This is a genomic window from Cereibacter johrii, from assembly GCF_001720585.1.
In the GTDB taxonomy this organism is placed as follows: Bacteria; Pseudomonadota; Alphaproteobacteria; order Rhodobacterales; family Rhodobacteraceae; genus Cereibacter_A; species Cereibacter_A johrii.
Window position 1 is genome coordinate 1 of sequence record NZ_MABH01000076.1, and the last position, 25,457, is coordinate 25,457.

Below are 25,457 nucleotides of genomic sequence, written 5' to 3' on the forward strand. Positions count from 1 at the left end.
AGGCCCGGGTCGATCCATTCGGCGGGCTCCGGCAGGCGCAGGAGGGCCGCCGACGCAGCCTTCGCCACCAGTTTCTGCGTGAGCCCCGCCGTCAGCGGATAGACGGGCTCGCAGGCGGGCAAGGCCGCGGCCTCCTCGGGCGGCAGCACATGATCGGGATGGACCATCTGCGCCATGCCGTCGAAGACCTCGATCCGGCCCGAGACGAGCCGCTGCTCGCCCGGCGGCAGGAGCTTCATCAGATAGTCGCCGCGGGCGTGGAAGAAGACGAGCGTGAATTCGGCCTCGGCATCGCGCACGGCAATCCGGTAGGGGCCGCCCTTGCGCCGCGGCGGAAAGTGGGCGCCGACCGTCACCTCGACCGTGGCCGTCACCGGCGGCAGGACATCGCGGATCGAGGCGCGGCGGCTGCGATCCACCGCGGAATGGGGCAGCAGGAACAGGAGGTCCTTCGGCCGGGTCACGCCCAGCCCCGCGAAGGCCTTGGCGGACTTGGGGCCCACCCCCTCCAGCGTCTCCAGATCGGCGAAGAGCGGAAAGAGGATCTCCGGCCGGCTCATGCGTCCCCGATCAGGCGCAGCCAGCCGTCCTCGTCGATCGTCTCGATGCCGAGCGCCGCGGCCTGCTTGGCCTTGGACCCCGCCCCCGGCCCCGCCACCACGAGATCGGTCTTGGCCGAGACCGAGCCGGACACTTTCGCCCCCAGAGCCTCGGCCCGCGCCTTGGCCTCGGCGCGCGACATCTTCTCGAGCGTGCCGGTGAAGACCACGATCCTGCCCGCGATGGGGCTCTCGACCGGGGCACGCACCTCGGCATCCTCGACCGTCAGATGGGCCGCGAGCGTCTCGACCGCCGCCCGTTCCGCCTCCTGATGGAAGGCCGTGACGAGCGAGGTGGCGAGCACCGCCCCCACCCCGTCGATGGAGAGAAGATCCTGCCACTCGGGCCCCGCGCCCACCTCGGCGCGGGTCATCGCGGCCTCGAAGGCGGCCCAGGAGCCGTAATGGGTGGCCAGAAGCGTGGCCGTGGTCTCGCCCACATGGCGGATGCCCAGCGCGAAGATCAGCCGGTGGAGCGCGATCCGCCGCCGCGCCTCGATGGCCGCGAAGAGATTCTCGGCCGATTTCCGTCCCCAGCCCTCGCGGTTCTCGAGCCGCTGGATCCCCTCGCGGTAGCGGTTCGGCAGCTCGAAGATGTCGGCGGGCTGGCGGATCCAGCCGTCGCGCCAGAGCGCCTCGACCTGCTTTGCGCCGAGACCCTCGATGTCGAAGGCCGCGCGCGAGACGAAATGTTTCAGCCGCTCGACCTGCTGGGCCGGGCAGATCAGGCCGCCCGTGCAGCGGCGCACCGAATCGCCCGGCTCACGGATGGCTTCGGAGCCGCAGTCGGGGCAGGTCTCGGGAAAGCGGTAGGGCTCGGCCCCTTCGGGGCGGCGGTCGAGATCGACATCGGCCACCTTGGGGATCACGTCGCCCGCGCGGTAGACCTGCACCCAGTCGCCCACGCGGATGTCCTTGCCGCCGCGGATCTCCTGCCCCTTCGAATCGCGGCCGGCGATGTAATCCTCGTTGTGCAGCGTGGCGTTGGCCACGACGACCCCGCCCACCGTCACCGGCTTGAGGCGCGCCACCGGCGACAGGGCGCCGGTGCGGCCCACCTGGATGTCGATGCCTTCGAGCTGGGTCCAGGCGAGCTGGGCCGCGAACTTGTGCGCGATGGCCCAGCGCGGCGTCGAGGCCCGAAAGCCCAGCCGCCGCTGAAGCGCCAGATCGTCGACCTTGTAGACCACGCCGTCGATGTCATAGCCCAGCGCCGCGCGCTGCCCCTCGATCTCGGCATATTGGGCCAGCAGTTCGTCGGGCCCCGTGCAGAGGCGGGGGAGCGGGGTCGTGGCAAAGCCGAGCGCGCCCAGACGGGCGATGGCCTCGTGCTGCGTGGCGGCCAGCGGCTCGGAATGGGCGCCCCAGGCATAGGCGAAGAAACGAAGCGGGCGCGAGGCCGTGACGCCCGGATCGAGCTGGCGGAGCGAGCCTGCGGCGGCATTCCTCGGATTGGCGAAGAGGCGCTGTCCCGCGGCCTCCTGCCGGACATTCAGCGCCGCGAAATCCTCGTGGCTCATGTAGACCTCGCCGCGCACCTCGAGCAGGTCCGGCGCGCCGTCGAGGTCGATGGGCAGGTCCGCGATGGTGCGGGCGTTCTCGGTCACATTCTCGCCGGTCTCGCCGTCGCCGCGGGTCGCGGCCTGCACGAGACGCCCCTTCTCGTAGCGGAGCGACAGCGAGAGCCCGTCGATCTTCGGCTCGGCCGTGAACAGAAGGTCGCCCACATGACCGAGATAACGGCGGATCCGCTCGATCCAATCCTCGACCTCGGCAAGGTCGAACGCATTCTCGAGCGAGAGCATCCGCACCTCGTGGCGGACCTTCGCGAATCCTTCGGCCAGCGCCCCGCCCACCCGGTCGCTCGGGCTGTCGGTCCGGCGCAGCTCGGGGAACTGCTTCTCGATGGCCCGGTTGCGCAGCTTGAGCGCATCATAGTCCGCGTCGCTGATCTGCGGCGCGTCGTGGGTGTGGTAGGCGGTATTCGCAGCCTCGATCGCCTCGGCCAGCCGTGCAAGCTCGGCCGCGGCTTCCGCCTCGGTCAGTTGATCCACCGGCCTCTCGTCCTGCATGAGGGTCCCCCGCCTGCGCCCTCCGCAGCTTTAGGCAACCGCCCGAGCCTCGTCCAGCCCGCCTGTCCGAGGCGGCCACGCCCCCGGCGGGCCGGTCAGGCGCCGATGGCGACCCGCCGGTCGGTCTCGGTCGTCACCGGATCGCGCAGGACATAGCCCCGGCCCCAGACCGTCTCGATGTAGCTCTCGCCCCCCGTGGCCTCGGCCAGCTTCTTGCGCAGCTTGCAGATGAACACATCGATGATCTTGAGTTCGGGCTCGTCCATGCCTCCGTAAAGATGATTAAGAAACATCTCCTTCGTCAGGGTCGTGCCCTTGCGCAGGGAGAGCAGCTCCAGCATCTGATACTCCTTGCCTGTCAGATGCACGGGCTTGCCCTCGACCTCGACGGTCTTCGCGTCAAGATTGACGAGGATCTTGCCGGTCCGGATCACGGACTGGGCATGGCCCTTCGAGCGGCGGATGATGGCATGAATGCGGGCGACCAGCTCCTCGCGGTGGAAGGGCTTGGTCATGTAGTCGTCGGCGCCGAAGCCGAAGCCCTTGATCTTGTTCTCGGTATCATCGGCACCGGACAGGATCAGGATCGGCGTGTCCACCCGCGCGAGGCGGAGCTGGCGCAGGACCTCGTGCCCGCTCATGTCGGGCAGGTTGAGATCCAGCAGAATGAGATCGTAGTCGTAGAGCTTGGCCAGATCGATTCCGTCCTCGCCGAGATCGGTGCAATAGACGTTCAGATTCGCATGAGTCAGCATCAGTTCGATGCTGCGGGACGTGGTCGGATCATCCTCCACCAGCAGTATTCTCATCACTTGCGCTCCGCATCGCCACCCTAGGTATTAACTACAATGATGCCCAATGGTTAATCATGAGTTACTCTCGCATAGGCGAAGCTGAATACAATCTAAAGTTGCCGATATTTTTGGATCATCGTGACCTTCAGCGCCTTCTCGCCATGCGCGGCCACCGCCGCCCGCCACAGGGCGAACTCCTCTTCCGACAGGCCGTAGCGGTCCAGCGCCTCGCGCTCGGTGATGAGACCATGGATCACCGCCTTCACGACGGCCGCCTTGCGGCTTGCAACCCAGCGCCGCGTGTCGGGCGGCGGCAGGTCGGCCCGGCTCAGAACGGTCCCGTCGGGCAGCGTCACCTGCCGCGGACCATCAACGCGCTTGAGATACATCCCTCATCCCTCCATCAGGCGGAAAGGCTGACGGAGCGGCCTTAATCATCGGTGAAACGAGGGGTTGAGACTGCGCGGCATTTTCTTATATTGCGCGCTTCACCGATCCGAAGGCGCGCAGCCATGCTCGACCATCCGCTCAATTCGCTGGGTTTCGCCAAGCCCCCCGCCGCCACCCGTGTGGTGGTGGCCATGTCGGGCGGCGTCGACAGTTCCGTGGTGGCGGCCGAGCTCGCCGCCGAGGGCTACGACGTGGTGGGCGTCACGCTCCAGCTCTACGACCATGGCGCGGCGCTGGCCAAGAAGGGCGCCTGCTGCGCCGGCCGCGACATCCACGATGCGCGCCGCGTGGCCGAGACGATGGGCTTTCCCCATTATGTGCTCGATTACGAGAACACCTTCCGCGAGGCGGTGATCGACGAGTTCGCCGACGCCTATCTGGCCGGGGCCACGCCGGTGCCCTGCATCCGCTGCAACGAGCGGGTGAAGTTCAAGGATCTGCTGCAGACGGCGAAGGATCTCGACGCCGACTGCATGGCCACGGGCCACTATATCCAGCGCAAGATGGGCCCGGCGGGCCCCGAGCTGCATTGCGCGGCCGATCCCGCGCGCGATCAGAGCTATTTCCTCTTCTCGACCACGCCCGAGCAGCTGGCCTTCCTGCGCTTCCCGCTCGGCCATCTCGCCTCGAAGGCCGAGACCCGCGCTCTGGCCGCGCGGCACGGGCTGCCCGTGGCCGACAAGCCCGACAGCCAGGACATCTGCTTCGTGCCGAACGGCAACTATGCCGAGGTGATCCAGAAGCTGCGCCCCGGCGCGGCCGACCCGGGCGAGATCGTGGATCTCTCCGGCCGCGTGCTCGGCGAGCACCGCGGCGTCATCCATTACACGATCGGCCAGAGGCGCGGCCTCGGCATCGGCGGGCTCGGCGATCCGCTCTATGTGGTGCGGCTCGATCCCGAGCGGCGGCAGGTGATCGTGGGCCCGAAGGAAGCGCTCTCGACCCGCATCGTCCCGGTGCGCGAGATCAACTGGCTGGGCGATGCCCCGCTCACCTCCCGCTCCGAATGGCAGGTGATGGCCAAGGTGCGCTCCACCCGGGCCCCGCGCGAGGCGGTGATCCGGCCCCTGTCGGACACCGAGGCCGAGGTGGAGCTGATCGCCCCCGAGGACGGCGTCTCGCCGGGCCAGGCCTGCGTCTTCTACGCGCCGGGCGACAGCCGCATCCTGGGCGGCGGCTGGATCTGGCGCGGCACCCGCTGAGCGCGCTCAGCCCGCCACGGCGCGCAGGGCCTGCACGCGGCGCGCGGGAATGGCGCCGATCTCGAGCCCGGTGAAGACATGGAGCGTGTCCATCTCGCGGTCCACCACCGCGTGATCGGACACCCACCCCCCCATCATGAGATAGGTCCTGAGCAGGGGCGGCATCTGCAGCATCGCGCGCCGGGCATCCGGCTCGCGCCGTGCGAGACGCTGGGCGAAGCGGTAGACCGACGCGGCCTTCACCCGCGGCAGCCAGCGCTGCGGCGCGAGATGACGCTCCTTCAGCATGGCGAACGTGTCGAGATAGGCCTCGGGCTCGGTGCCGTGGAACGAGCAGCAGCCGAAGAGCATCTCGATCCCGGCCCGGTCCACATGCCGGGTCAGGGCGCCCCAAGCCACGCGCAGGATGTCCGGGTCGCGCCGCTCGGGATGGATGCAGAAGCGCCCCATCTCGACCATCGGCCCCGCGAAGCCCTCGAGTGCCGAAAGCTCGTAGAACTGCGCCGAGTAGCTGCGGCCGATCTCGCGCCCGCTGGCGAGCGTCAGGAAGCGGAAACAGCCGACCAGCGCCCCGCTCTCCGCCTCCTCGATCAGCATGTGGCTGCAGGCCCCGTCGAACCGGTCGGCGTCCAGTCCCGAGGCCCCGCTTCCCGCACGGCGCGCATGAAAGGCCAGCCAGCGGAGCTCCTGCGCCCGGCGCAGGTCCCCATGGCCCGCGGCCGGCCGCGCCAGATAGCGGCCCCTGCTGAGCGCGAGCATCGACACCTCCTCGTGACTTGCGCAGCGGAACGGCGCGCCTAGATATGAGCCGCGCCATCGAAGGGCGCAAGCGGTCAAGGGGCCGCGCCAGCAGCGGGAGAGGCAGATGACCGACGAGCGCGAGAAGGTGGTGAAGAGCGATGCGGAATGGAGGGCACAGCTCTCCGAGCTCGCCTACAAGGTGACGCGCAAGCACGGCACCGAACGGGCCGGAACGCACGACGATTTCCCGAAGGAGCCCGGCGTCTTCCACTGCGTGGGCTGCGGCGCCCCGCTCTTCGATCAGGCGCAGAAGTTCGAGAGCGGCACCGGCTGGCCCAGCTTCTGGGCCCCGATCGATCCCGAAGCGGTCGAGACCAGCGTGGACCGCAGCTTCTTCATGCGCCGCACCGAGGTGCATTGCGCGCGCTGCGAGGCGCATCTGGGCCATGTCTTTCCCGACGGCCCGCAGCCGACGGGCCTGCGCTACTGCATGAATGGCGTGGCCATGACCTTCGAGCCGAAGGGCTAGTCCGCCCTCCGCGGGCGCGCCCTTCATTCTGGCTCAAATATCCCGCGGGGGTCCGGGGGCGCGAAGCCCCCGGCTCCGTCCGGCCGAGCGGCTCAGCGGATGCCGTTGTCGTTGATCATGTCCTGCGTCCGCAGCGCGCCGATGTTGCCGAAGAGTTGGCGCAGGAAGCCCGTGCCCTCGATCGTCGTGTCGGTGACGCGGCGCGACAGCGGCACGATCTGCCCCTTCTCGAGGCCGAACCGTTCGATGTTGCGCACGGTGCCCGACGGGTTGAAGGTGATCGCCACCACCTGACGGTCCACCTCCTGCGGCTCGCGGGCGCCGTAATGGCGGTAGCGGCTCTGCACATAGTCCCAGCCACTGTCGTTCAGGAGCGTCGAGGCCGACGGCCGGCCCACGATCTCGGCCACGCTGTCGCGGGTGTCGCGGCCGACCTCGATCCGCTGCAGGTCGATCTCGGCCGGCACATAGCCGTGGTTGCGGTAGATCGGCTGGCAGGCGGCCACCACGACGGCGAGCGACAGTCCCAGCGCCAACCTGCGCAGGCCCCGCCGGTTCTGCGCTGCTCCGATCCTGACTTCCCGCGCCATGACGACCTCTTGCCTTGCGGGGCGAAGCCCCGTATCCCGAACGCGACGATGGACCGTCTGCGGCTCAGCCACCGGCTTACAGAAGGTCCGGCCTCTGTTCAAGGAAGGAACGAGGGCCGGCACCCTGCGCCCCGGCAGCCCCGCCGCCTGCGCCCCCACCGGCGGCCCGCGGCGCGGACAACGCGCCTGCAACCGCCCGAAAACCGGAAAGAAACCGCGTCATGCCGGAACCCTTCCAAGTCTCGAGTGCCGATCTGCCCCTCTCCTGCCCGTTCCGGGTGGCTGCCCTCTCCGCCAACCGCCCCACCCGCTTCCGCGTCGAACCCGACGCCGAGGTACAGGGGCTGGTTGCGGCCCTCCTCGGCATCAGCGCCGTGCGCGGCATGAGCTTCAAGGGCGAGATCCGCCCGATGGGCAAGCGCGACTTCGAGCTCGAGGGGCGGCTTGCAGCCACCGTGGTGCAGCCCTGCTCGGTCACGCTGGCCCCCGTCACGACCCGGATCGAGGAGGCGGTGAGCCGGCACTACCTTGCCAACTACACCGTCCCCGAGGGCGACGAGGTCGAGATCCCCGAGGACGACAGCGAACCCCTGCCCGAGGTGATCGACGCCGGCGCCGTCGCGGTCGAGGCCCTCGCCCTCGCGCTGCCGCTCTATCCCCGCGCGCCGGGGGCGGAACTCGACGCGGCAAGTTTCGCGCCCCCCGGCGCGGCCCCGCTCTCGGACACCGACCTGAAACCCTTCGCGAGCCTTGCCGAGCTCCGCCGCAGGATGGGCGGCGACGAGCCCGCGGGCGGCAGCGAGGGCGACGGCTGACGCGGCCCCCGGCCCCGGCCCTGCCCCCCGAGAGAAAGGGGCTTGCGCCGGGCCAGAATCCCACTATGTTCCGCGCCTCGTTCGACACGCGGATCACAAGCGCCCGCCCCTTGGGGAAGCGCGCGAATCCCCAAGGCAAAACAGGGGCCTGGCCCCTCCGTAACACGAGGTTGAGACATGGCTGTCCCTCAGAACCGAGTCACCCGCTCCCGGCGCAACATGCGTCGCTCGCACGACGCGCTCGTCGCTTCCAATCCGGCCGAGTGCCCGAACTGCGGCGAACTGAAGCGCCCGCACCACGTCTGCGGCGCCTGCGGTCACTATGACTCGCGCGAAGTGGTGGCGGTGACGACGGAAACCGATCTGGACGAGGACGCGGCGTAAGCCGCGCCTGACCTCCCCCCCAACGCATGGCAAGCGAAACCGCATTCCAGGCGACGGGCGCAGGACGCATAGTCATTTCCGTCGATGCGATGGGCGGAGACCGGGGTCCGGCCGCTGTGGTGGCCGGCCTCGCCGAATCCGCCACAGCCATCCCCGGCGCCTACTTCATCGTCCATGGTGACGAGGCCCATCTTGGCCCGATGATCGCCAAGCGCAAGGACCTCACGGGTCGCTGCGAGATCCGCCACGCCCCGCGCGTGGTCACGATGAACGACAAGCCGAGCCAGGTCATGCGCCATGGCGAAGGCACCTCCATGTGGTCCTGCATCGAGAGCGTCCGCGCGGGCGAGGCGACCGTCGCCGTCTCCTGCGGCAACACGGGCGCGCTGATGGCGGTCTCGATGATCCGGCTGCGCAAGCTGCCCGGCGTCAACCGGCCGGCCATCGCCTGCATGTGGCCCTCGCGCAATCCCGGCGGCTTCAACGTGATGCTGGACGTGGGCGCCGACATCAAGGCCGACGCCGAGGATCTTGCACAATATGCCCTGATGGGCGCCTCCTATGCCCGCAACGGCCTCAGCCTCGAGCGTCCCCGCGTGGGCCTGCTCAATGTGGGCACCGAGGAGCACAAGGGCCGCGCCGAACTCAAGGTGGCCCAGGATCTGATCTCGGCCAATGCCGCGGCCGGCGCCTATGAATTCGTGGGCTTCATCGAGGGCGGCGACATTCCCGGCCGCCGCTGCGACGTGATCGTCACGGACGGGTTCACCGGCAACGTGGCGCTGAAGACGGGCGAAGGCACCGCCAAGCTGATCTCGGATTTCCTCCGCGAGGCTTTCGGCGCGAACATCCTGTCGAAGATGGCGGCGGTTCTGGCGCTGGGCTCGCTCAAGCGGCTGCAGAAGCGCATCGATCCGCGCCGCGTGAACGGCGGCGTCTTTCTCGGGCTGAACGGAACCGTGGTGAAATCGCACGGCTCCGCCGATGGCACGGGGGTCGCCGCGGCGATCGCACTGGCGGCCCGGCTCGCACAATCGGGCTTCCACGAGCGGCTGGCGGCACGGCTTGCATCCGCCGGACGGGCGGGGCAGGATGCCCCGCAGGACGAGATGGCCGCCCCCGGCAGATCTGAGAAACGGTAGAGCTGAATGACAATACGCGCCGTGGTGAGGGGCGTCGGGCACTATCTGCCCGACCGTGTCGTCCCGAACTCCGAACTCGAGGCGATCGTCGAGACGACCGACGAATGGATCCGGACCCGGTCGGGCATCGAGCGGCGGCATTTCGCGGCGGAGGGGCAGACGACCTCCGACCTCGCCGCCCGCGCGGCGCGCGCGGCTCTCGCGGATGCGGGGCTTCAGCCGGACGACATCGACACGCTGATCGTCGCCACCTCCACGGCCGATCTCACCTTCCCCTCCGCCGCCACCATGGTTCAGGCGGCGCTGGGCATGACCCGCGGCTTCGCCTTCGACGTGCAGGCGGTCTGCGCGGGCTTCGTCTATGCGCTGTCCAATGCCGATGCGCTGATCCGCTCGGGTCAGGCGCAGCGCGTGCTCGTGATCGGGGCCGAGACCTTCAGCCGCCTGATGGACTGGAACGACCGGGCCACCTGCGTCCTCTTCGGCGATGGCGCGGGCGCGGTCGTGCTCGAGGCCACCGAAAGCGCCGGCACCTCCGCCGACCGCGGCATCCTCTCGACCGACCTGCATTCGGACGGCCGCTTCAAGGACCTGCTCTATGTCGACGGCGGCTCCTCGACCGGCACCACGGGACACCTGCGGATGCAGGGGCGCGAGGGCTTCCGCCATGCCGTTGAGAAACTTGCCGAAACAGCCCATACGGCGCTGGAGAAGGCGGGCCTCGGCGCGGGCGATGTCGACTGGATCGTGCCGCATCAGGCCAACCTGCGCATCATCTCGGCCACCGCCCAGCGGATGCAGGTTCCGATGGACCGTGTGATCCTGACGGTGCAGGATCACGGCAACACCTCGGCCGCCTCGATTCCCCTGGCGCTCTCGGTCGGCAAGGCACGCGGGCAGATCAAGGAAGGCGACCTTCTGGTCACCGAAGCGATCGGCGGCGGGCTCGCCTGGGGCTCGGTGGTCCTCCGCTGGTAGAGCTGTCTCAACGGCCTGCTCCAAGCCGTTGATATTGACTCGGAATCCTTCATACCTCATCCTGTGGCGAAACCTTGGGTGGGGAATGTGATGAGCGACAAGACCTTGACGCGCATGGACCTGAGCGAAGCGGTGTTTCGCGAAGTGGGCCTGTCTCGCAATGAATCCGCGCAGCTGGTGGAGTCCGTGCTCCAGCATGTGTCGGACGCCTTGGCCTCGGGCGAGACGGTGAAGATCTCGTCCTTCGGCACCTTCACGGTGCGCGACAAGTCGGCCCGGATCGGCCGCAACCCCAAGACGGGCGACGAGGTGCCGATCTCGCCCCGCCGCGTCCTCACCTTCCGCCCCTCGCATCTGATGAAGGAGCGTGTTGCCGCCGGCGGCAAGAACTGATCGGACATGCGGATGGAAAAATCGGCTGAAGCCTTCCGCACGATCAGCGAGGTCGCCGACATCCTGCAGACGCCGGCCCATGTGCTGCGCTTCTGGGAGAGCCGCTTCCCGCAGATCCGCCCCGTCAAGCGGGCGGGCGGGCGGCGCTACTACCGGCCCTCCGACGTGGCCCTGCTCGCGGGCATTCGCCGGCTGCTCCATGACGAGGGACTGACCATCCGCGGCGTGCAGAAGATCCTGCGCGAGCAGGGCGTGCGCCATGTGGCGCGCCTCGGCGGACAGGACCCCGGCCCCGACGATCACGCCCTGGACGAGGCGCCCTTCGCCGCGGTCGAGGAGGAGGCGGGAGAGCCGCGTGGCGAGGTGGTGCCCTTCGCGCGCGAGCCGCAGCGGGCAGAGACCCCGCGCCGCCCCGCGGCCGCGAAAGCCGCATCCCCGGACGCATCCGCTCTCTCCGATCCCCAGCCGGCGCCGACCGAGGAGGCCCCGGCCGATCCGCCGCACATGCCCGACGCCGAGGCCGAACCCGAGGCGCCCTTTGCCTGGTCCCCGCCGGAGCCCCTGGTCGCGCGGCGCGATCCGGGCGAGGTTCCGGCACGGCTGCGGCGCGGTGCGTCCCCCCTCCTGCCGAAGCCCGGGGCTGATCGCCCCGCCGCGGAAATCGCCCTGCCCCGCGCGACGGAAAGCGAATCGGATGGCGCGTCGAATGATTCGGACGAGGACGCCGCGGTGACATGGCGTCCCGCGCGGCTGCGGGCGCTTCCCGCGGGCTGTCTCCACCCCCGGCGGGCCGAGGCGCTGGCCTTGCGCGAACGCCTGCTGGCCTTGCGCGACCGGCTTCGGCAGGCGTGACGGGCACGCGCAAGAAGGCGGGAGATCCGGTGCGTTTCCCGCTTGCTCCCGCGGTAAATCTCGTTATGTATCCCGCCTGTCGGGCCGTGGCGCAGCCTGGTTAGCGCGTCCGTCTGGGGGGCGGAAGGTCGCGAGTTCGAATCTCGCCGGCCCGACCAACAAAGAAGCCCGCCTCTCTCGAGGCGGGCTTCTTTGCATCAGAAAGCCTGTCGAGGAGAGAGGGATGGCCGGAGTTCTCGCATCGCAACGGATCCGGTCGCTGATCGCCTCGGGCGCCATCGCCGCCGACATTCCCCCGATCGCCGGACAGATCCAGCCCGCGAGCCTCGACCTGCGGCTCGGCCGCGTGGCCTATCGCGTGCGCGCCTCGTTTCTCGCGGGCGCGGGCCGTTCGGTGGCCGAGCGCCTCGCCGAATTCGAGATGCACCGGGTGGACCTGACGGAGGGCGCGGTGCTCGAGAAGGGCTGCGTCTATGTCATCCCGCTGATGGAGAGCCTCGCGCTGCCGCCGGGCGTCTCGGCCGTGGCCAATGCCAAGAGCTCCACCGGACGGCTCGACCTGCTGACCCGCACCATCGCCGACGGCGGCACCGAATTCGACCGGATCCGCGACGGCTACCGGGGCCCGCTCTATGCCGAGGTCTGCCCGCGCAGCTTCTCGGTCCTCGTCCGCCCCGGAATGCGGCTGAACCAGATCCGCTTCCGCGCGGGCGAGGCTACGCTTTCGGATGTGGAGCTGGCCGCGCTTCATGCGCGCGAGCCGCTCGTCGATGGCACGCCGGTGATCTCGGGCGGGCTCGGCTTCTCGGTCGATCTGCGCCCCCTCGAAGGGGATCTCGTGGGCTACCGGGCCAAGCCCCACACCGGCCTGATCGATCTCGACCGCATCGGCCACTATCCGGCATCGGACTTCTGGGAGGAGGTGCGGGCGCGCGACGGGCGCATCATCCTCGATCCGGGCGCCTTCTACATTCTCGTCAGCCGCGAGGCGGTGACGATCCCGCCCGATCACGCCGCCGAGATGGCGCCCTACCTCGCCATGGTGGGCGAATTTCGCGTCCATTACGCGGGCTTCTTCGATCCGGGATTCGGCCATGCGCAGGCCGGCGGCACGGGGTCGCGCGGGGTTCTGGAAGTGCGCTGCCACGAGGCGCCCTTCGCGCTCGAACATGGGCAGGTGGTGGGTCGCCTCGTCTACGAGCGGATGGAGGAGCGCCCGGACATGCTCTATGGCGCGGGCATCGCCTCGAACTATCAGGGCCAGGGGCTGAAGCTCGCGAAACATTTCCGGGCCGGCTGACCGGGCGGAGAGCGCCGCTAGGCGGGCCGATGCCGCAGCGGCTGTGCCCTGCCCCGCGCCGCCGCTCCGGGCCCGCCCGGGCGGAACGGCTGCCCTCAGCGCCATGACCGGGCGGACGGGCTAAGGGGATGGCTCCCAGCCGCCCCTCACAACCACTTCTTCCACTTGAAATAGGCCCAGGCACCGGCGGCCGAGGCCAGCATCAGCCCCAGCGCGCCCGGATAGCCCCAGGGACGCTCCAGTTCGGGCATATGGGCGAAGTTCATCCCGTAGATGCTCGCCACCAGCGTGGGCGGCAGGAACAGCACCGCCACCACGGAGACGATCTTCACGGTGGCGTTCTGCGCGAGGTTGATCATCCCGAGCGTGGCATCCGTCGCCAGCGCCACCCGCTGCGAGACGAAATCGGCATGGACCTCCATCGCCGCAATGTCGCGCTGCAGGCTCTTGATCGCGGGCTTCAGCCCCTCCTGCTCGATCCGGTCGGGCACGGTCTGGGCGAAGAAGCCGACCGCCCGCTCCAGCGTCAGGAGCGCGAGGCGGATGTGGGCCAGCCGCTCGCCCTCGCGCCCGACCTGCTCCAGCAGCTCCTGCAGCCGCTCGGGCGCGGGCGCGCCGAGAGAGCGTGTGGCGACCGGCGGCTGGAAGATCGCCCGCGAGACCGTGTCGAGGCTCCGCCCCGATCCCTCCATCAGATCCGCGAGCCGCCCCACGATCTCCTCGATCAGCCCGAGAAACACCTGCTCGGGGCGGGCGCAGCCGAGGCCCACCTTGTCGGCCCGCTCGGGGTAGGTCTCGAAGGGACGCGGCACATGATGGCGCACCGTCACGAGCCGCTCGGACGAGAGCACGAAGCAGACGGGCGAGGAGATCTGCTCCTTCAGCTCGGTCTGGCCCGGCAGCACCACCGTCATGTAGTCGAGCCCCTCCTCGCGGTAGAGGCGGCTCGAGACCTCGATCTCCTCCATGTCGGCGAGCGTCGGCACCTCGATCCCCAGCTGCCGGACCGCCTCGACCTGACCCGGAAGCGGCTTGTAGAGGTCGATCCAGATGGCCGAGGCCAGGCAGGCCGCGGCCTCCGGCTCGGCCGCGGGCGGCAGGCGGCGCAACTTGGCCCCGTTTCTCTGATAGGCGAACAGCATGGCCACCTCCGGCTGACTGCTCTGGCTTAGCGCAGCCATCCGGCGCGGCAAGGGCGGATCGCACGGGAACCGGGGCCCTCTCGCGCGCCTCTCCTGCTGCACTGACGCTTCCGACGCATTGCACATCGCCGCGGATCGTGAGACGGAAAGCCCGCCCGAGCGCCTTCCGGTCGCGCAGGCGAAACGAGACCAGTTGCCCGCGGCCCGCCCGCCGGGGCCGGCCCGAAGGAGAGCCCGGATGACCGAGGAGATCCTCTTCGCCCCTGACGCCGATGCGCGCGCCTTCCGCGACGCGCTCGGCCGGTTCGCGACGGGCGTGACCGTGGTGACGGTGCTGACGGACGACGGGCCGGCCGGCATAACCGCCAACAGCTTCGCCTCGGTCTCGCTCGACCCGCCGCTGGTGCTCTGGTCTCCGGCCCGGTCCTCCAGCCGGTTCGACCTCTTCGCCAATGCCACGCACTATGCGATCCATGTGCTCGACGCCGATCAGGGCGATCTCGCCGCGCGCTTCACCCGCGGCGGCGCAGGCTTCGAGGGCCTGAGCTACTGGTCGAATCCAGAGGGCGTGCCGCTCCTGCCCGCCCCGCTCGCCCGGTTCGACTGCCGGCAGGCCGCCCTGCACGAGGGCGGCGACCATGCGATCGTGCTGGGCTCGGTGCTGCGGGCCACCATGCGGCCGGGCGCGCCGCTTCTCTTTTCGCAGGGCCGGTTCGGGCGCTTCCTCGCCGAGAGCTGACCTCACCTTGCGGCATCTCGCCACGGGCCGCCCGCCATGCTACATGTGCTCCCGATGAGGAGTTCCAAGCCCATGTCCTTCGACCTGCCCGACCCGCAACTGGACGCTCACGAAGCGGCGCCGGTGCCGCCCGAGCAGATGGTGATGCAGGCACAGGCGGCCGCAGGTTTTCTCAAGGCGCTCTCGCACGAGGGACGGCTGATGATCCTCTGCCATCTCTCGAACGGCGAGCGGTCGGTGACCGAGCTCGAGGCGCTCCTCGCCTCGCGGCAGGCGGCCGTCAGCCAGCAGCTCGCCCGGCTCCGGCAGGAGGGGCTGGTGTCGGCCCGGCGCGAGGGCAAGACGATCTGGTATTCCATCGCCGATCCCAAGGTGAGCCGCGCCATGGTGCTGCTCTACGACATGTTCTGCCGGCCCTGAGGCGCAGGCCATGTGCGGACGCATGGCCCACAAGGAGCTGACCTGGGCGCAGCTTGCCGGCTGGATGCAGGGGCTCGCGCCCGGCGCGGCCGAGATCGAGACCCGCTACAACGTGCCGCCGACGGCGATGATTCCCATCGTGCGGCAGGGCGCCGAGGGTCTTCAGGGCGATCTCGCCCGCTGGGGGCTGATTCCCGCCTTTCATCGCGGCAGCCTGAAGGACTGGAAGGCCACCACCATCAACGCGCGCATCGAGAGCGTGGCGACCGCGCCGAGCTTCCGCGCAGCCTATCGCGGCGGACGCTGCCTCGTGCTGGCCTCGGGCTATTACGAGTGGCAGGGGCGCGGCGGGGGGAAATATCCCCACTACATCCGCCCCTCGGGCAATGCGCCGGCCCTCCTCATGGCGGGGCTCGAAAACCGGGTGCGCCTGCCCGATTACGAGGGGCCGACCTGCGCCGTCCTGACGGAGCCCGTGCGCGGCGCGCTGGCACAGGTGCACGACCGGATGCCGGTGATGATGGGTCTCGAGACGGCAACCCTCTGGCTCGGCGGCTACCCGATCGAGGAGCTGCCCCGCCTGCCGATGGAGGCGCTGGGCTGGCACGAGGTCGCGCGGACGGTCAGCTCGATCCGCAACGAGGGCCCCGATCTCATCGAGCCGATCGAGCCCGTGGCGCCGGATCTCTTTTCCCTCTGACCCGGTGCGGCCCCCGGCCGACGCGGCGGAGAGCCGCCCGCAAGCCTGCGCCGGCACCGACACCGACACCGACACCGACACCGGGGAAGAGGCTGTTCTTCGCGGCGGCGGGCGGCAAGACAGCCCCAGTAGCCGGGGCGCTGTCCTGCACGGCGGCGGGCGGCCAAGGCCCGTTTCTCCCCCCGCAGGCGCATCGGAATATCGCGGCCTTGCGGCGTCCCCGGCCGGGCTTCGTTACAAAACTGTCACCAAACCGCAATAAACCCGACTCGCAGGAGGTCTAGGACGGCCCCGAGGTCGCCCGGCGCGGCCGTCCCAACCGACAGGAGTTAACCATGTCCCTTCTCAAGCTCACGGTGTCGTCGCTGGCCGTGGTCGCCGCGTCCGCAGGCATTGCCGCGGCCCGCGACAACATCCAGAGCGCCGGCTCCTCGACCGTGCTGCCCTATGCCACCATCGTGGCCGAAGCCTTCGGCGAGAACTTCGACTTTCCGACGCCGGTCGTCGAATCCGGCGGCTCGGGCGCGGGCCGCAAGAAACTCTGTGAAGGCGTGGGCGAGAACACCATCGACATCGCCAACTCCTCTTCGCGCATCAAGCAGTCCGACATCGACCTCTGCGCCCAGAACGGCGTGAACGAGATCATGGAAGTGCGCATCGGCTACGACGGGATCGTCTTCGCCTCGGACATCCAGGGCCCGGACTTCGCCTTCACCCCGGCCGACTGGTTCAAGGCGCTGGCAGCCCAGGTGGTGGTCGACGGCAAGCTCGTGGCCAACCCGAACAAGAGCTGGAAGGACGTGAACGGCGATCTCTCCGACCAGCCGATCCTCGCCTTCATCCCGGGCACCAAGCACGGCACCCGTGAAGTGTTCGACGAGAAGGTGATCCTCGCCGGCTGCGAGGAAAGCGGCGCCATGGAGGCCTTCGCGGCCGCGAACGGCGGCGACGAGGACAAGGCCGAAGAGCTCTGCATGACGCTGCGCACCGACGGTGCCTCGGTCGACATCGACGGCGACTATACCGAGACGCTCTCGCGCATCAGCGCCAACAAGGACGCCATCGGCGTGTTCGGCCTGTCGTTCTACCAGAACAACACCGACAAGCTGAAGGTCGCCACCATGTCGGGCGTCACCCCGTCGGTCGAGACCATCGCCGCCGGCGACTATCCGGTGTCGCGCCCGCTCTACTTCTACGTCAAGAACGCTCATCTCGACGTGATCCCGGGCCTGCAGGAATATATCGAGTTCTTCGTCTCCGACGAGATGGCCGGCCCCGACGGCCCGCTCGCGGCCTATGGCCTCGTCTCGGATCCCGAGCTGGCCAAGACGCAGGAAATGGTCGCCAACCGCGAGCCGATGGGCCCGCTGAGCAACTGACCCTCCCCCGGCGGCGCGAGGTTCCCCGCGCCGCCTCCTTCCTTTGACCGGACATAGCATGAGCCTCGGCACCCTCGTTCTGGCCGTCCTGATCCTCTCCGCCGCAGCCTTCGTGGCCGGCAGGCGTTTCGCGCTTTCCCGCGCGGGCGGGGATCCGCGCCGGCTGCATTCCCTGCCCGGCCACTACGGCCAGCATGCGGCGCTGCTGACCGCGGTTCCGGCGCTGGCGCTGCTGGTGCTGTGGCTTGGCGTCCAACCGCTCGTGATCGAGCTCCGCGTGGCAACCCTCCTGCCCGCCACCGACGACGCCACGACCGCAAGCCTCGCCATGGCCGAGGTGCGGCGCATCTCGGAGGGCCTCGACCGGCTCGTGGTGGCCGAGGGCCTCTCGGACCGCGATCTGGCGGCGCTCACGCCCGAAGGGCTCGCGCCGCGTCTGCGCGCGGTCGGCGCGGCTGTGGCCGACATCACGCCGCAGACGCTGGACGCCGCCCGGGCCCATCGCGCGCTGCAGGCGAGCTTCGGCCTCTGGATGTCCGTCCTCGTGCTCGGCGCAAGCCTCGGCGGCGTAGCCCTGGCCCTCCTGCGCACAGCGCCGGACTTCCGCGCCCGCAACGTGTCCGAGCGCTTCATCATGTGGATCCTGATCGCGGCCTCGCTGGTGGCGGTGGCGACGACCGTGGGGATCGTGCTCTCGCTCGTCTTCGAGACGATGCATTTCTTCCGCCTCTATCCGGCGCAGGACTTCTTCTTCAGCCTGACCTGGAACCCGCAGTTCCGCGGCGGCTCCGACCTCGGCATCTGGCCGCTCCTGTGGGGCACGATCTATATCTCGATCATCGCCCTCGTGGTGGCGGTGCCGATCGGGCTTCTGACCGCGATCTACCTGTCGGAATATGCCGGGCCGCGCACGCGGGGCTGGGCCAAGCCCGCCATCGAGATCCTCGCGGGCATCCCCACCATCGTCTACGGCCTCTTCGCCCTCATCACCGTGGGCCCTGCGCTGCGCGACTGGTTCGCCCAGCCGCTCGGGCTCGGCTCCTCCTCCTCCTCGGTGATGACGGCGGGCCTCGTGATGGGGATCATGCTGATCCCCTTCATCTCGTCCCTGTCCGACGACATCATCAACGCCGTGCCGCAATCGCTGCGCGACGGCTCCTACGGGCTCGGCGCCACGCAGTCGGAGACCGTGAAGCAGGTGATCCTGCCCGCGGCGCTGCCCGGCATCGTGGGGGCGATCCTCCTCGGGGCGAGCCGCGCCATCGGCGAGACCATGATCGTGGTCTTGGGCGCGGGCGCCGCGGCCAAACTCTCGATGAACCCGTTCGAGGCCATGACCACCGTCACGGTGAAGATCGTGAGCCAGCTCACCGGCGACACCGAATTCGCCTCGCCCGAGACGCTGGTGGCCTTCGCGCTGGGTCTCACGCTCTTCGTCATCACGCTGGTGCTGAACGTCCTCGCCCTCTACATCGTGCGCAAATACCGGGAGCAGTACGAATGACCGACGCCACCGCCCCCGAGAGCCAGGCCCCGCGCGCGGGCACGCTCTTTGCCCCCGACAACCGCCCCCGCCGCCGCAATGCCGCCGAACGCCGCTTCCGCGCCTACGGGCTGACCGCCGTCGGTCTGTCGATCCTCGCCCTCGTCGTGCTCCTGAGCTCGGTGATCGGCAACGGCGCCGGCGCCTTCCGCCAGACCTTCGTCGAGATCCCGCTGACGCTCGATGCCAGGATCGTGGACCCCAAGGGCAACCGCAACATCGACGAGATGAAGAAGGTCACGACCATCGGCTACGGGCGGCAGCTCGAGGCCTCGATGGTGGCGGCCGTCGCCGCCGCGGGCCTCAAGACCGAAGGCATCAGCGACAAGGACATCGCGGGCCTCCTGTCCAAGGAAGCCGCGGCCACCCTGCGCAACCGCGTGCTGGCCAACCCCGCGCTCGTGGGCGAGACCATCACCTTCCGGGCGCTCGCCAACGGCCGGGTGGACGGCTTCTTCAAGGGCCGCGTCACGATGGAGAGCGCCGAGCTCGACAGCAACGTGACGCCCGAGCAGCTGGGCCTTGCCCAGCGGATGCGCGAGGCGGGCCTCATCACGCTGGCCTTCAACCCCGACTTCCTCCTGGGGTCCGACGCCTCCGAGGTGCGCCCCGAGGCCGCGGGGCTGGGCGTGGCCATCCTGGGCTCGGCCTACATGATGATCATCGTGCTGGTTCTGGCTCTGCCCATCGGCGTCGCCGCCTCGATCTATCTCGAGGAATTCGCGCCGAAGAACCGCTGGACCGACCTGATCGAGGTGAATATCGCGAACCTCGCGGCCGTCCCCTCGATCGTCTTCGGGATCCTGGGCCTCGCCATCTTCATCAACATGATGGGCCTGCCGCAGTCGGCCCCCATCGTGGGCGGCCTGATCCTCACGCTGATGACGCTGCCCACCATCATCATCGCAACCCGGGTCAGCCTCGCCGCGGTGCCGCCCTCGATCCGCGACGCAGCCCTCGGCGTCGGCGCCTCGCGGATGCAGGCCGTCTTCCACCATGTGCTGCCGCTGGCCCTGCCCGGCATCCTCACCGGCACGATCATCGGCATGGCCCGCGCCCTGGGCGAGACCGCGCCGCTCCTGCTGATCGGCATGGTGGCCTTCGTCCGCGAATATCCGGCCGCCCCGCCCGAGGGCTTCTTCGATCCCGCCTCGGCCCTGCCGGTGCAGGTCTACAACTTCACCCAGCGCGCCGACCCCGCCTTCGTCGAGCGGGCCTCGGGAGCCATCATCGTGCTGCTCGCGTTCCTCATCTGCATGAACGCCGCCGCCATCATTCTTCGCCGCCGCTTCGAGCGTCGCTGGTAAGGAGGCTTTCATGGACGACATCCGTTACGCAGACCGCATCGTGAGCGCCGACGAGGTCAAGATCGCCGCCCGCAAGGCGCAGGTCTACTATGGCACCAACCACGCCCTCCGCGACGTGGATGTGGACATCCTCGGCAAGACCGTCACCGCCTTCATCGGCCCCTCGGGCTGCGGCAAGTCGACCTTCCTGCGCTGCCTGAACCGCATGAACGACACGATCCCGGGGTGCCGGGTCGAGGGCAAGATCACCCTCGACGGGCAAGACATCTACGACGCCCGCGTCGATCCGGTGCAGCTGCGCGCCAAGGTGGGCATGGTGTTCCAGAAGCCGAACCCCTTCCCCAAGTCGATCTACGACAACGTGGCCTACGGGCCGCGCATCCACGGGCTCGCGCGCTCGAAGGCCGAGATCGACGAGATCGTGGAAAGCGCGCTCCGCCGCGCCGCGCTCTGGAACGAGGCGAAGGACCGCCTGTCCTCGCCCGGCACCGGCCTCTCGGGCGGCCAGCAGCAGCGGCTCTGCATCGCCCGCGCCATCGCTACCTCGCCCGAAGTGCTGCTGATGGACGAGCCCTGCTCGGCGCTCGACCCGATCGCCACCGCCCAGATCGAAGAGCTGATCGACGAGCTGCGCGCACAATTCTCGGTGGTGATCGTTACCCACTCGATGCAGCAGGCCGCACGCGTGAGCCAACGCACCGCCTTCTTCCACCTGGGTCGCCTTGTCGAATACGGCGAGACCGGCCAGATCTTCACCAATCCGCGTGATCCCCGCACGGAAAGCTACATCTCGGGCCGGATCGGCTGAGGAGGACCGCATGATGACAGAACCCCATATCTTCCAGGCCTTCGACCGCGATCTCGAGGCCGTGCAGGCCCTCATCATGAAGATGGGCGGCATGGTCGAGGCGGCGATCCTCGATGCAGCCCAGGCGCTCGAAACCCGCGACGAGGAGCTGGCCGAACAGGTGCGGCGCAACGACGCGGCCATCGACGCGCTCGAGGAGCGCATCCAGGCCGAGGCCGCGCGGCTGATTGCGCTGCGCTCGCCTACGGCGACCGACCTGCGCACCGTGCTGACCGTCATCAAGATCGCGGCGGCGCTCGAACGCTGCGGCGACTATGCCAAGAACCTCGCCAAGCGCTCGGTCGTTCTGGGTCAGCTGGCGCAGGTGGGCGACTCGACGGGCTCGATCCGGCGCATGGCCAATGCGGTCGAACTGCTGCTCAAGGATGCGCTCGACAGCTACATTCACCGCGACGCCCAGCTCGCCGCGGACGTGCGCCAGCGCGACCGCGAGGTCGACCAGATGTACAATGCCCTGTTCCGCGAGTTCCTCACCCACATGATGGAGGATCCGCGCAACATCACCGCCTGCATGCATCTGCATTTCATCGCCAAGAACATCGAGCGGATGGGCGACCATGCCACCTCGATCGCCGAGCAGGTGATTTATCTGGTGACCGGCAACCTGCCCGAAGAGCCGCGGCCGAAGGCCGACATGACAGCGTCCAGCATCGGCATGCCTGCCCAGGGGGCCGACTGATGTCGCCAGCCGATCAGCCCGTGGTCCTGCTCGTCGAGGACGAGCCGGCACAGCGCGAGGTCCTGTCCTACAACCTCGAGTCCGAGGGCTTCCGGGTGGTGCAGGCCGGCAACGGCGACGAGGCGCTGATGCTCGTCGAGGAAGCGGGGCCCGACGTGATCGTGCTCGACTGGATGCTGCCCTCGGTCTCCGGGATCGAGGTCTGCCGCCAGCTCAAATCCCGCCCCTCGACGCGCTCGGTGCCGATCATCATGCTCTCGGCCCGCTCCGAAGAGGTGGACCGGGTGCGCGGCCTCGAGACCGGGGCCGACGATTATGTGGTCAAACCCTACTCGGTGGTCGAGCTCATGGCGCGGGTGCGCAGCCAGCTCCGGCGGGCCCGGCCCTCGAGCGTGGGCCTGACGCTCGAGTTCGAGGATATCCGCCTCGATCCCGAGACCCACAAGGTGCACCGTGGCGGACAACTCCTGAAGCTCGGGCCGACGGAGTTCCGGCTGCTCTCGACCTTCATGGAGAAGCCCGGCCGGGTCTGGAGCCGCGAGCAATTGCTCGACCGGGTCTGGGGCCGCGACATCTATGTTGACAGCCGTACAGTCGATGTTCATGTCGGCCGGCTGCGCAAGGCGCTCTGCCTCCACGGCGGAGAGGATCCTGTCCGCACCGTGCGCGGCGCAGGCTACGCGCTGGGCTGAGCCGCCGGCCAGCCGCCTGCTTTCGCGGGGTTTTCCAGCCCTCAACCTAAAGTGGGATTGCCGTCCCCCTTCGATCCTGCAAGGCTCGGCCGACAGCGCCCGGGGAGGGGTCGGATGGCGGGATGGACAGGGACGGGCGGCCGAAGCCTGCGGCCGGCGGGGGCCGGAACCGTCCTTGTGCTGCGCCTTCTTTTCCTCGGACTCCTGCTCCTCCTCTGGGGCCTGGCCTCGGCCACGGTCCCGCGCGGACTGATCCCCTCGCCCGCCACCACCGCCCAGGCGGCGGCGCGGCTCTGGGCCGAGGGACGGCTCCAGACCGCCATCGGCCAGAGCCTCCTCACCTACGGCACCGGCCTCGGGGCCGCAGTGCTGGTGGGCATTCCGCTGGGCGCGCTGATGGGCATGGTGCGGCTCTTCGGGCGCACGCTCGACATCTTCGTCTTCGCGCTGGCCGCCACGCCGCGGGTGGCCTTCATCCCGCTCATCATCGTGCTCCTGGGGCTCGGCACCGAAGCCAAGGCGATGATCGTCTTTCTCGGCGCGGTCATGCCCATCGTGCTGAACACCTATGCGGGTGTCCTCGCGCGGGACGGCGAACTGATCGAGATGGCGCGCTCGACCGGCGCCTCCGCCGCGCGCATCCAGCTCCATATCGTGCTGCCGGGCGCCCTGCCCTTCCTCGTGGTGGGGCTCAGGCTCGGCGCCACCATCGGCCTCATCAACACCGTGGTGGCCGAACTCTACACCGCCGTGACCGGCCTCGGCGGGCTCCTCGCCCTCTATGGCAATACGTTCCGCATGGCGGATTATTTCGTGATCGTGCTGGCTCTCGCCGCGATCGGCGTGATCGTGACCGAGAGCCTTCGCCTGCTGGAGGGCCGGCTGTCGCGCTGGCGCCTGCCGGACAGGCCGTAACCCGTTCCCCGGAGGATCCATGAAACGCCTTTTCGCCCTGCTTCTGCTGGCCTTCGCCGCCCCCGCCGCGGCCGAGCCCTTCCGTCTCATCGTGAGCGACCTCGAGACGCCGCTGGTGCCCAATTCGGTGATGGATCTGGCGCTGGCCAACGGCTATTTCGAGCGCGCGGGCGTGGAGGTGGAGCTGGTGCGCGTCCAGCAGACGCCGATGGCGCTGGCCGCGCTGCAGGCGGGCGAAGGCGAAATGGCCAATGTCTCGACGGATGCGCTTCTGCAACTTGCCGCCCGCGGCACGACAGACCTGCGCGCGGTGATGTCGCCGAACAAGGCCCTGCCCTTCCTGATCGCGTCCAAACCCGAGATCGAGACGCCCGGCGCGCTCGAGGGGCGCAGCTTCGGCATCGGCCGGGTGGGCTCGCTCGACCATTCGCTGAGCGCGAAGGTTCTGGCGGCCGAGGGGGTCGATGTCTCGAAGCTGAACCTCGTGCCGCTGGGCCAGCCCGCGGTCCGGGCGCAGGCGCTGCTGGCGGGTCAGGTGGATGCCACCACCATGTCGATCGGCACCTGGACGGCCATGCCGGATCGCGGGGGCCTGCGGATCCTCGTGGAGATGGACGACTATTTCGCCGCCGCTCCGATCACGACCAAGGTCAATGCGGTCACGACCGAGGTTCTCACGAACCGCCGGGCGGAGGTCGAGGCGGTGATCGAGGCGCTGGTGCTGGCCGCGCGCGACTTCCAGGATCCCGCGACCTGGGTCGAGCGGATGGCGGTGGCGCGCCCCGACGTGCCGCGGGCCGATCTGGAGGCGCTGGCCCGGGCCTACCGCAACAGCTGGAGCATCGACGGCGGGCTCACGCGCGAGGAACTGAAGGTGACGACGGAATGGATGTATGGCACCGAGGATTTCCAGGGTCTCCGCCCGGTCGGGCTGGAGGAATGGACGGACTTCGGGCCGCTGGAGACGGTGCTGCAGAAGCTCGGCCCGGCGCAGGGGTGAGGGCCGAACACGTCCGGCTCGACCGTGTGTCGCTGGCCTTCGGCGAGGTCTCCGCGCTAAAGGACGTCTCGCTGTCGCTCGGCCGCGACGAGGTGGTGGTGGTGCTCGGCCCCTCGGGCTGCGGCAAGACCACCCTCCTGCGCCTCGTGGCGGGGCTGATCGCGCCCGACGCGGGCCGGGTCACGGTCGAGGGTGCGCCGCCGCGTCCGGGCGAGAAGACCGCGCTCGTGTTCCAGTCCTTCCGGCTGATCCCCTGGAAGAGCGCGCGCGAGAATGTGGCCTTCGCCCTGCCGCGGCTGTCGCGAGCCGAGGCGCGGCAGCGGGCCGACCGTTACCTCGAGCTGGTCGGTCTTTCGCGCTTCGCGAAAAGCTGGCCCGCCCAGCTGTCGGGCGGGATGCGCCAGCGGCTGGCGCTGGCACGCGCGCTCGCGGCCGAGCCCGAGATCCTGCTGATGGACGAGCCCTTCGCGAGCCTCGATGCCCAGGCGCGCGAGCTCATGCAGGTCGAGCTCATGCGGCTTCTGGAGCGGCGACCGGCGACCGTGCTCTTCGTCACCCATTCGGTCGATGAGGCGCTGATCCTCGCGGACCGGATCCTCCTCATGTCGCCGCGACCGGGCCGGGTGGTCGAGGAGGTGGCCGTGCCCTTCCCCCGTCCGCGCCGCGACACCGACACCCGCGCCCTGCCCCTCTATGCCGAGTTGCGCAGCCATCTGTGGGAGCGGCTGCGCGACATGGTGCTGAACGACCCCGGCTCGGACTTCCACGGGCGACGGTAGGCCCGGAGGTGATCCCGGCGTCCGCCTTGCGCGCGCCGGAGGTCCGCCACGCCGGCCGGGGTCGCGGGCCTGCGGTAGTCCCCAAGGCGGTCAGGCGCCCCTCAGAAGCAGGTCATCTCGGCTTCCGCCTGTGCGCGGCGGAGGTCGGCCACGCCGGCCTGTGTCGCGGGAATGCGGAAGAGGCCGGCGCGCTCGCCCGTCCCCAGTCGCATCGAGAGGATGGTCTCGGCCTTCTCATAGGCCTCGTAGGGCAGGATCGAGGCGATCACGTCGATGGAGCAGGCGCAGCGCCGCATCGTGTTCCGATCCTGCCCGTTGGTCGCAAGACAGGCGAAGATATAGTCGGCACGCGCCAGCGTCGGGTAATCGTTGAGGCTCTCGTCGAAATGGAGGTCGGGGGCGGCGCGCACCGCGCCCGCATCAGGCCCCCGCGCAGGTCCGGGCGGGCTCGCC

At 69.4% G+C, this 25,457-nt stretch carries 28 protein-coding genes, 1 tRNA gene and 1 pseudogene; 22 read left to right on the forward strand and 8 right to left on the reverse strand.

Going from position 1 to position 25,457, the window contains the following annotated elements:
- The 4 genes and pseudogenes from A9O63_RS05885 to sciP form a co-directional block, all read right to left on the reverse strand.
- Positions 1–560, reverse strand: a pseudogene (locus A9O63_RS05885) (ATP-dependent DNA helicase RecG); the annotation flags it as partial.
- Positions 557–2,671 carry an NAD-dependent DNA ligase LigA gene (gene ligA, locus A9O63_RS05890; protein ID WP_069331090.1) on the reverse strand — a complete coding sequence of 705 codons (2,115 nt, stop codon included), beginning with the start codon at positions 2,669–2,671 and terminating at the stop codon, positions 557–559. The pseudogene A9O63_RS05885 and the gene ligA, both read right to left, overlap by 4 nt.
- A 95-nt stretch (positions 2,672–2,766) precedes the next feature.
- On the reverse strand, positions 2,767–3,480 hold the full coding sequence (gene ctrA, locus A9O63_RS05895; RefSeq protein ID WP_069331091.1) for a response regulator transcription factor CtrA: 714 nt from the start codon (positions 3,478–3,480) through the stop codon (positions 2,767–2,769).
- 95 nt (positions 3,481–3,575) lie between these two features.
- A complete protein-coding gene (gene sciP, locus A9O63_RS05900) occupies positions 3,576–3,854 on the reverse strand; it encodes a CtrA inhibitor SciP (RefSeq protein ID WP_009564345.1) in 279 nt (92 codons plus the stop codon).
- Between the two features lie 123 nt (positions 3,855–3,977).
- Between sciP and mnmA the strand changes: the two genes are divergently transcribed.
- Entirely contained in the window at positions 3,978–5,117 is a 1,140-nt protein-coding gene (mnmA, locus tag A9O63_RS05905) for a tRNA 2-thiouridine(34) synthase MnmA (protein WP_069331092.1), read from the forward strand.
- Between the two features lie 6 nt (positions 5,118–5,123).
- Here mnmA and A9O63_RS05910 read toward each other — a convergent pair whose 3' ends face one another.
- Positions 5,124–5,876: a GNAT family N-acetyltransferase gene (locus A9O63_RS05910; RefSeq protein ID WP_069331093.1), complete on the reverse strand. Its 753-nt coding sequence runs from the start codon at positions 5,874–5,876 to the stop codon at positions 5,124–5,126.
- A gap of 106 nt (positions 5,877–5,982) precedes the next feature.
- Here A9O63_RS05910 and msrB point away from each other — a divergent pair, with 106 nt between their 5' ends.
- Entirely contained in the window at positions 5,983–6,387 is a 405-nt protein-coding gene (gene msrB, locus A9O63_RS05915; protein WP_069331094.1) for a peptide-methionine (R)-S-oxide reductase MsrB, read from the forward strand.
- 92 nt (positions 6,388–6,479) lie between these two features.
- On the opposite strand, the gene A9O63_RS05920 is transcribed toward msrB, so the two are convergent.
- Positions 6,480–6,977: an outer membrane protein assembly factor BamE gene (locus A9O63_RS05920; protein WP_069331095.1), complete on the reverse strand. Its 498-nt coding sequence runs from the start codon at positions 6,975–6,977 to the stop codon at positions 6,480–6,482.
- Between the two features lie 221 nt (positions 6,978–7,198).
- Between A9O63_RS05920 and A9O63_RS05925 the strand changes: the two genes are divergently transcribed.
- The 8 genes from A9O63_RS05925 to A9O63_RS05960 all read left to right on the forward strand — a co-directional run bounded on the left by A9O63_RS05925 (position 7,199) and on the right by A9O63_RS05960 (position 12,841).
- Positions 7,199–7,792, forward strand: coding sequence for a YceD family protein (locus A9O63_RS05925; protein WP_069331096.1), 594 nt, complete (start codon positions 7,199–7,201; stop codon positions 7,790–7,792).
- A gap of 177 nt (positions 7,793–7,969) precedes the next feature.
- Positions 7,970–8,176: a 50S ribosomal protein L32 gene (gene rpmF, locus A9O63_RS05930; RefSeq protein WP_069331097.1), complete on the forward strand. Its 207-nt coding sequence runs from the start codon at positions 7,970–7,972 to the stop codon at positions 8,174–8,176.
- Positions 8,177–8,202: 26 nt separating this feature from the next.
- Entirely contained in the window at positions 8,203–9,318 is a 1,116-nt protein-coding gene (plsX, locus tag A9O63_RS05935) for a phosphate acyltransferase PlsX (protein ID WP_069331098.1), read from the forward strand.
- Between the two features lie 6 nt (positions 9,319–9,324).
- Positions 9,325–10,296: a beta-ketoacyl-ACP synthase III gene (locus A9O63_RS05940; protein WP_069331099.1), complete on the forward strand. Its 972-nt coding sequence runs from the start codon at positions 9,325–9,327 to the stop codon at positions 10,294–10,296.
- 90 nt (positions 10,297–10,386) lie between these two features.
- The gene (ihfA, locus tag A9O63_RS05945) at positions 10,387–10,689 is read left to right on the forward strand and encodes an integration host factor subunit alpha (RefSeq protein WP_002719760.1); all 303 of its coding nucleotides are present in this window, start codon (positions 10,387–10,389) and stop codon (positions 10,687–10,689) included.
- A 12-nt stretch (positions 10,690–10,701) separates the two neighbouring features.
- On the forward strand, positions 10,702–11,541 hold the full coding sequence (locus tag A9O63_RS05950) for a MerR family transcriptional regulator (protein WP_235836939.1): 840 nt from the start codon (positions 10,702–10,704) through the stop codon (positions 11,539–11,541).
- Between the two features lie 80 nt (positions 11,542–11,621).
- A tRNA-Pro gene (locus tag A9O63_RS05955) sits at positions 11,622–11,699 on the forward strand.
- A 65-nt stretch (positions 11,700–11,764) separates the two neighbouring features.
- A complete protein-coding gene (locus A9O63_RS05960; protein ID WP_069331101.1) occupies positions 11,765–12,841 on the forward strand; it encodes a 2'-deoxycytidine 5'-triphosphate deaminase in 1,077 nt (358 codons plus the stop codon).
- A 146-nt stretch (positions 12,842–12,987) separates the two neighbouring features.
- On the opposite strand, the gene A9O63_RS05965 is transcribed toward A9O63_RS05960, so the two are convergent.
- Complete coding sequence (locus tag A9O63_RS05965; RefSeq protein ID WP_069331102.1) at positions 12,988–13,983, reverse strand: magnesium transporter CorA family protein; 996 nt, start codon at positions 13,981–13,983, stop codon at positions 12,988–12,990.
- A gap of 238 nt (positions 13,984–14,221) precedes the next feature.
- On the opposite strand from A9O63_RS05965, the gene A9O63_RS05970 reads away from it, so the two are divergent.
- The 12 genes from A9O63_RS05970 to A9O63_RS06025 all read left to right on the forward strand — a co-directional run bounded on the left by A9O63_RS05970 (position 14,222) and on the right by A9O63_RS06025 (position 25,004).
- Positions 14,222–14,722, forward strand: coding sequence for a flavin reductase family protein (locus A9O63_RS05970; RefSeq protein ID WP_069331103.1), 501 nt, complete (start codon positions 14,222–14,224; stop codon positions 14,720–14,722).
- Positions 14,723–14,794: 72 nt separating this feature from the next.
- Entirely contained in the window at positions 14,795–15,142 is a 348-nt protein-coding gene (locus tag A9O63_RS05975; protein WP_084295649.1) for an ArsR/SmtB family transcription factor, read from the forward strand.
- A gap of 10 nt (positions 15,143–15,152) precedes the next feature.
- Positions 15,153–15,842, forward strand: coding sequence for an SOS response-associated peptidase (locus tag A9O63_RS05980; protein WP_084295651.1), 690 nt, complete (start codon positions 15,153–15,155; stop codon positions 15,840–15,842).
- Positions 15,843–16,177: 335 nt separating this feature from the next.
- Positions 16,178–17,221 carry a PstS family phosphate ABC transporter substrate-binding protein gene (locus tag A9O63_RS05985; RefSeq protein ID WP_069331106.1) on the forward strand — a complete coding sequence of 348 codons (1,044 nt, stop codon included), beginning with the start codon at positions 16,178–16,180 and terminating at the stop codon, positions 17,219–17,221.
- Between the two features lie 58 nt (positions 17,222–17,279).
- On the forward strand, positions 17,280–18,725 hold the full coding sequence (gene pstC / locus A9O63_RS05990; RefSeq protein ID WP_069331107.1) for a phosphate ABC transporter permease subunit PstC: 1,446 nt from the start codon (positions 17,280–17,282) through the stop codon (positions 18,723–18,725).
- A complete protein-coding gene (gene pstA, locus A9O63_RS05995) occupies positions 18,722–20,071 on the forward strand; it encodes a phosphate ABC transporter permease PstA (RefSeq protein ID WP_069331108.1) in 1,350 nt (449 codons plus the stop codon). Before pstC ends, pstA begins: the two co-directional genes overlap by 4 nt.
- Positions 20,072–20,081: 10 nt before the next feature.
- Entirely contained in the window at positions 20,082–20,879 is a 798-nt protein-coding gene (gene pstB / locus A9O63_RS06000; protein ID WP_069331109.1) for a phosphate ABC transporter ATP-binding protein PstB, read from the forward strand.
- Between the two features lie 10 nt (positions 20,880–20,889).
- On the forward strand, positions 20,890–21,618 hold the full coding sequence (gene phoU, locus A9O63_RS06005; protein WP_084295653.1) for a phosphate signaling complex protein PhoU: 729 nt from the start codon (positions 20,890–20,892) through the stop codon (positions 21,616–21,618).
- A complete protein-coding gene (gene phoB / locus A9O63_RS06010; protein WP_069331110.1) occupies positions 21,618–22,310 on the forward strand; it encodes a phosphate regulon transcriptional regulator PhoB in 693 nt (230 codons plus the stop codon). Before phoU ends, phoB begins: the two co-directional genes overlap by 1 nt.
- A 114-nt stretch (positions 22,311–22,424) precedes the next feature.
- Positions 22,425–23,225 (forward strand): ABC transporter permease, encoded by an 801-nt coding sequence (locus A9O63_RS06015; RefSeq protein WP_069331111.1) that lies wholly within the window; start codon positions 22,425–22,427, stop codon positions 23,223–23,225.
- Between the two features lie 19 nt (positions 23,226–23,244).
- Positions 23,245–24,225 carry an ABC transporter substrate-binding protein gene (locus A9O63_RS06020; RefSeq protein WP_069331112.1) on the forward strand — a complete coding sequence of 327 codons (981 nt, stop codon included), beginning with the start codon at positions 23,245–23,247 and terminating at the stop codon, positions 24,223–24,225.
- On the forward strand, positions 24,222–25,004 hold the full coding sequence (locus A9O63_RS06025) for an ABC transporter ATP-binding protein (protein WP_069331113.1): 783 nt from the start codon (positions 24,222–24,224) through the stop codon (positions 25,002–25,004). Before A9O63_RS06020 ends, A9O63_RS06025 begins: the two co-directional genes overlap by 4 nt.
- A 101-nt stretch (positions 25,005–25,105) precedes the next feature.
- Here the strand turns inward: A9O63_RS06025 and A9O63_RS06030 are convergent, their stop codons facing one another.
- A complete protein-coding gene (locus tag A9O63_RS06030; protein ID WP_069331114.1) occupies positions 25,106–25,414 on the reverse strand; it encodes a hypothetical protein in 309 nt (102 codons plus the stop codon).
- Between the last annotated feature and the right edge of the window lie 43 nt (positions 25,415–25,457).

Bases quoted from the DNA above. Each gene is read 5' to 3' on its own strand.
- ihfA (WP_002719760.1), top strand. From the start codon at position 10,387: ATGAGCGACAAGACCTTGACGCGCATGGACCTGAGCGAAGCGGTGTTT.
- phoB (WP_069331110.1), top strand. From the start codon at position 21,618: ATGTCGCCAGCCGATCAGCCCGTGGTCCTGCTCGTCGAGGACGAGCCG.
- A9O63_RS05985 (WP_069331106.1), top strand. From the start codon at position 16,178: ATGTCCCTTCTCAAGCTCACGGTGTCGTCGCTGGCCGTGGTCGCCGCG.
- A9O63_RS05920 (WP_069331095.1), bottom strand. From the start codon at position 6,977: ATGGCGCGGGAAGTCAGGATCGGAGCAGCGCAGAACCGGCGGGGCCTG.
- A9O63_RS06015 (WP_069331111.1), top strand. From the start codon at position 22,425: ATGGCGGGATGGACAGGGACGGGCGGCCGAAGCCTGCGGCCGGCGGGG.
- A9O63_RS05970 (WP_069331103.1), top strand. From the start codon at position 14,222: ATGACCGAGGAGATCCTCTTCGCCCCTGACGCCGATGCGCGCGCCTTC.
- A9O63_RS05950 (WP_235836939.1), top strand. From the start codon at position 10,702: ATGGAAAAATCGGCTGAAGCCTTCCGCACGATCAGCGAGGTCGCCGAC.
- A9O63_RS06020 (WP_069331112.1), top strand. From the start codon at position 23,245: ATGAAACGCCTTTTCGCCCTGCTTCTGCTGGCCTTCGCCGCCCCCGCC.
- mnmA (WP_069331092.1), top strand. From the start codon at position 3,978: ATGCTCGACCATCCGCTCAATTCGCTGGGTTTCGCCAAGCCCCCCGCC.
- A9O63_RS05960 (WP_069331101.1), top strand. From the start codon at position 11,765: ATGGCCGGAGTTCTCGCATCGCAACGGATCCGGTCGCTGATCGCCTCG.
- A9O63_RS05965 (WP_069331102.1), bottom strand. From the start codon at position 13,983: ATGCTGTTCGCCTATCAGAGAAACGGGGCCAAGTTGCGCCGCCTGCCG.
- A9O63_RS05980 (WP_084295651.1), top strand. From the start codon at position 15,153: ATGTGCGGACGCATGGCCCACAAGGAGCTGACCTGGGCGCAGCTTGCC.
- pstC (WP_069331107.1), top strand. From the start codon at position 17,280: ATGAGCCTCGGCACCCTCGTTCTGGCCGTCCTGATCCTCTCCGCCGCA.
- sciP (WP_009564345.1), bottom strand. From the start codon at position 3,854: ATGTATCTCAAGCGCGTTGATGGTCCGCGGCAGGTGACGCTGCCCGAC.
- pstB (WP_069331109.1), top strand. From the start codon at position 20,082: ATGGACGACATCCGTTACGCAGACCGCATCGTGAGCGCCGACGAGGTC.
- A9O63_RS05975 (WP_084295649.1), top strand. From the start codon at position 14,795: ATGTCCTTCGACCTGCCCGACCCGCAACTGGACGCTCACGAAGCGGCG.
- plsX (WP_069331098.1), top strand. From the start codon at position 8,203: ATGGCAAGCGAAACCGCATTCCAGGCGACGGGCGCAGGACGCATAGTC.
- A9O63_RS05925 (WP_069331096.1), top strand. From the start codon at position 7,199: ATGCCGGAACCCTTCCAAGTCTCGAGTGCCGATCTGCCCCTCTCCTGC.
- rpmF (WP_069331097.1), top strand. From the start codon at position 7,970: ATGGCTGTCCCTCAGAACCGAGTCACCCGCTCCCGGCGCAACATGCGT.
- A9O63_RS05910 (WP_069331093.1), bottom strand. From the start codon at position 5,876: ATGCTCGCGCTCAGCAGGGGCCGCTATCTGGCGCGGCCGGCCGCGGGC.
- msrB (WP_069331094.1), top strand. From the start codon at position 5,983: ATGACCGACGAGCGCGAGAAGGTGGTGAAGAGCGATGCGGAATGGAGG.
- pstA (WP_069331108.1), top strand. From the start codon at position 18,722: ATGACCGACGCCACCGCCCCCGAGAGCCAGGCCCCGCGCGCGGGCACG.
- A9O63_RS05940 (WP_069331099.1), top strand. From the start codon at position 9,325: ATGACAATACGCGCCGTGGTGAGGGGCGTCGGGCACTATCTGCCCGAC.
- ctrA (WP_069331091.1), bottom strand. From the start codon at position 3,480: ATGAGAATACTGCTGGTGGAGGATGATCCGACCACGTCCCGCAGCATC.
- ligA (WP_069331090.1), bottom strand. From the start codon at position 2,671: ATGCAGGACGAGAGGCCGGTGGATCAACTGACCGAGGCGGAAGCCGCG.
- phoU (WP_084295653.1), top strand. From the start codon at position 20,890: ATGATGACAGAACCCCATATCTTCCAGGCCTTCGACCGCGATCTCGAG.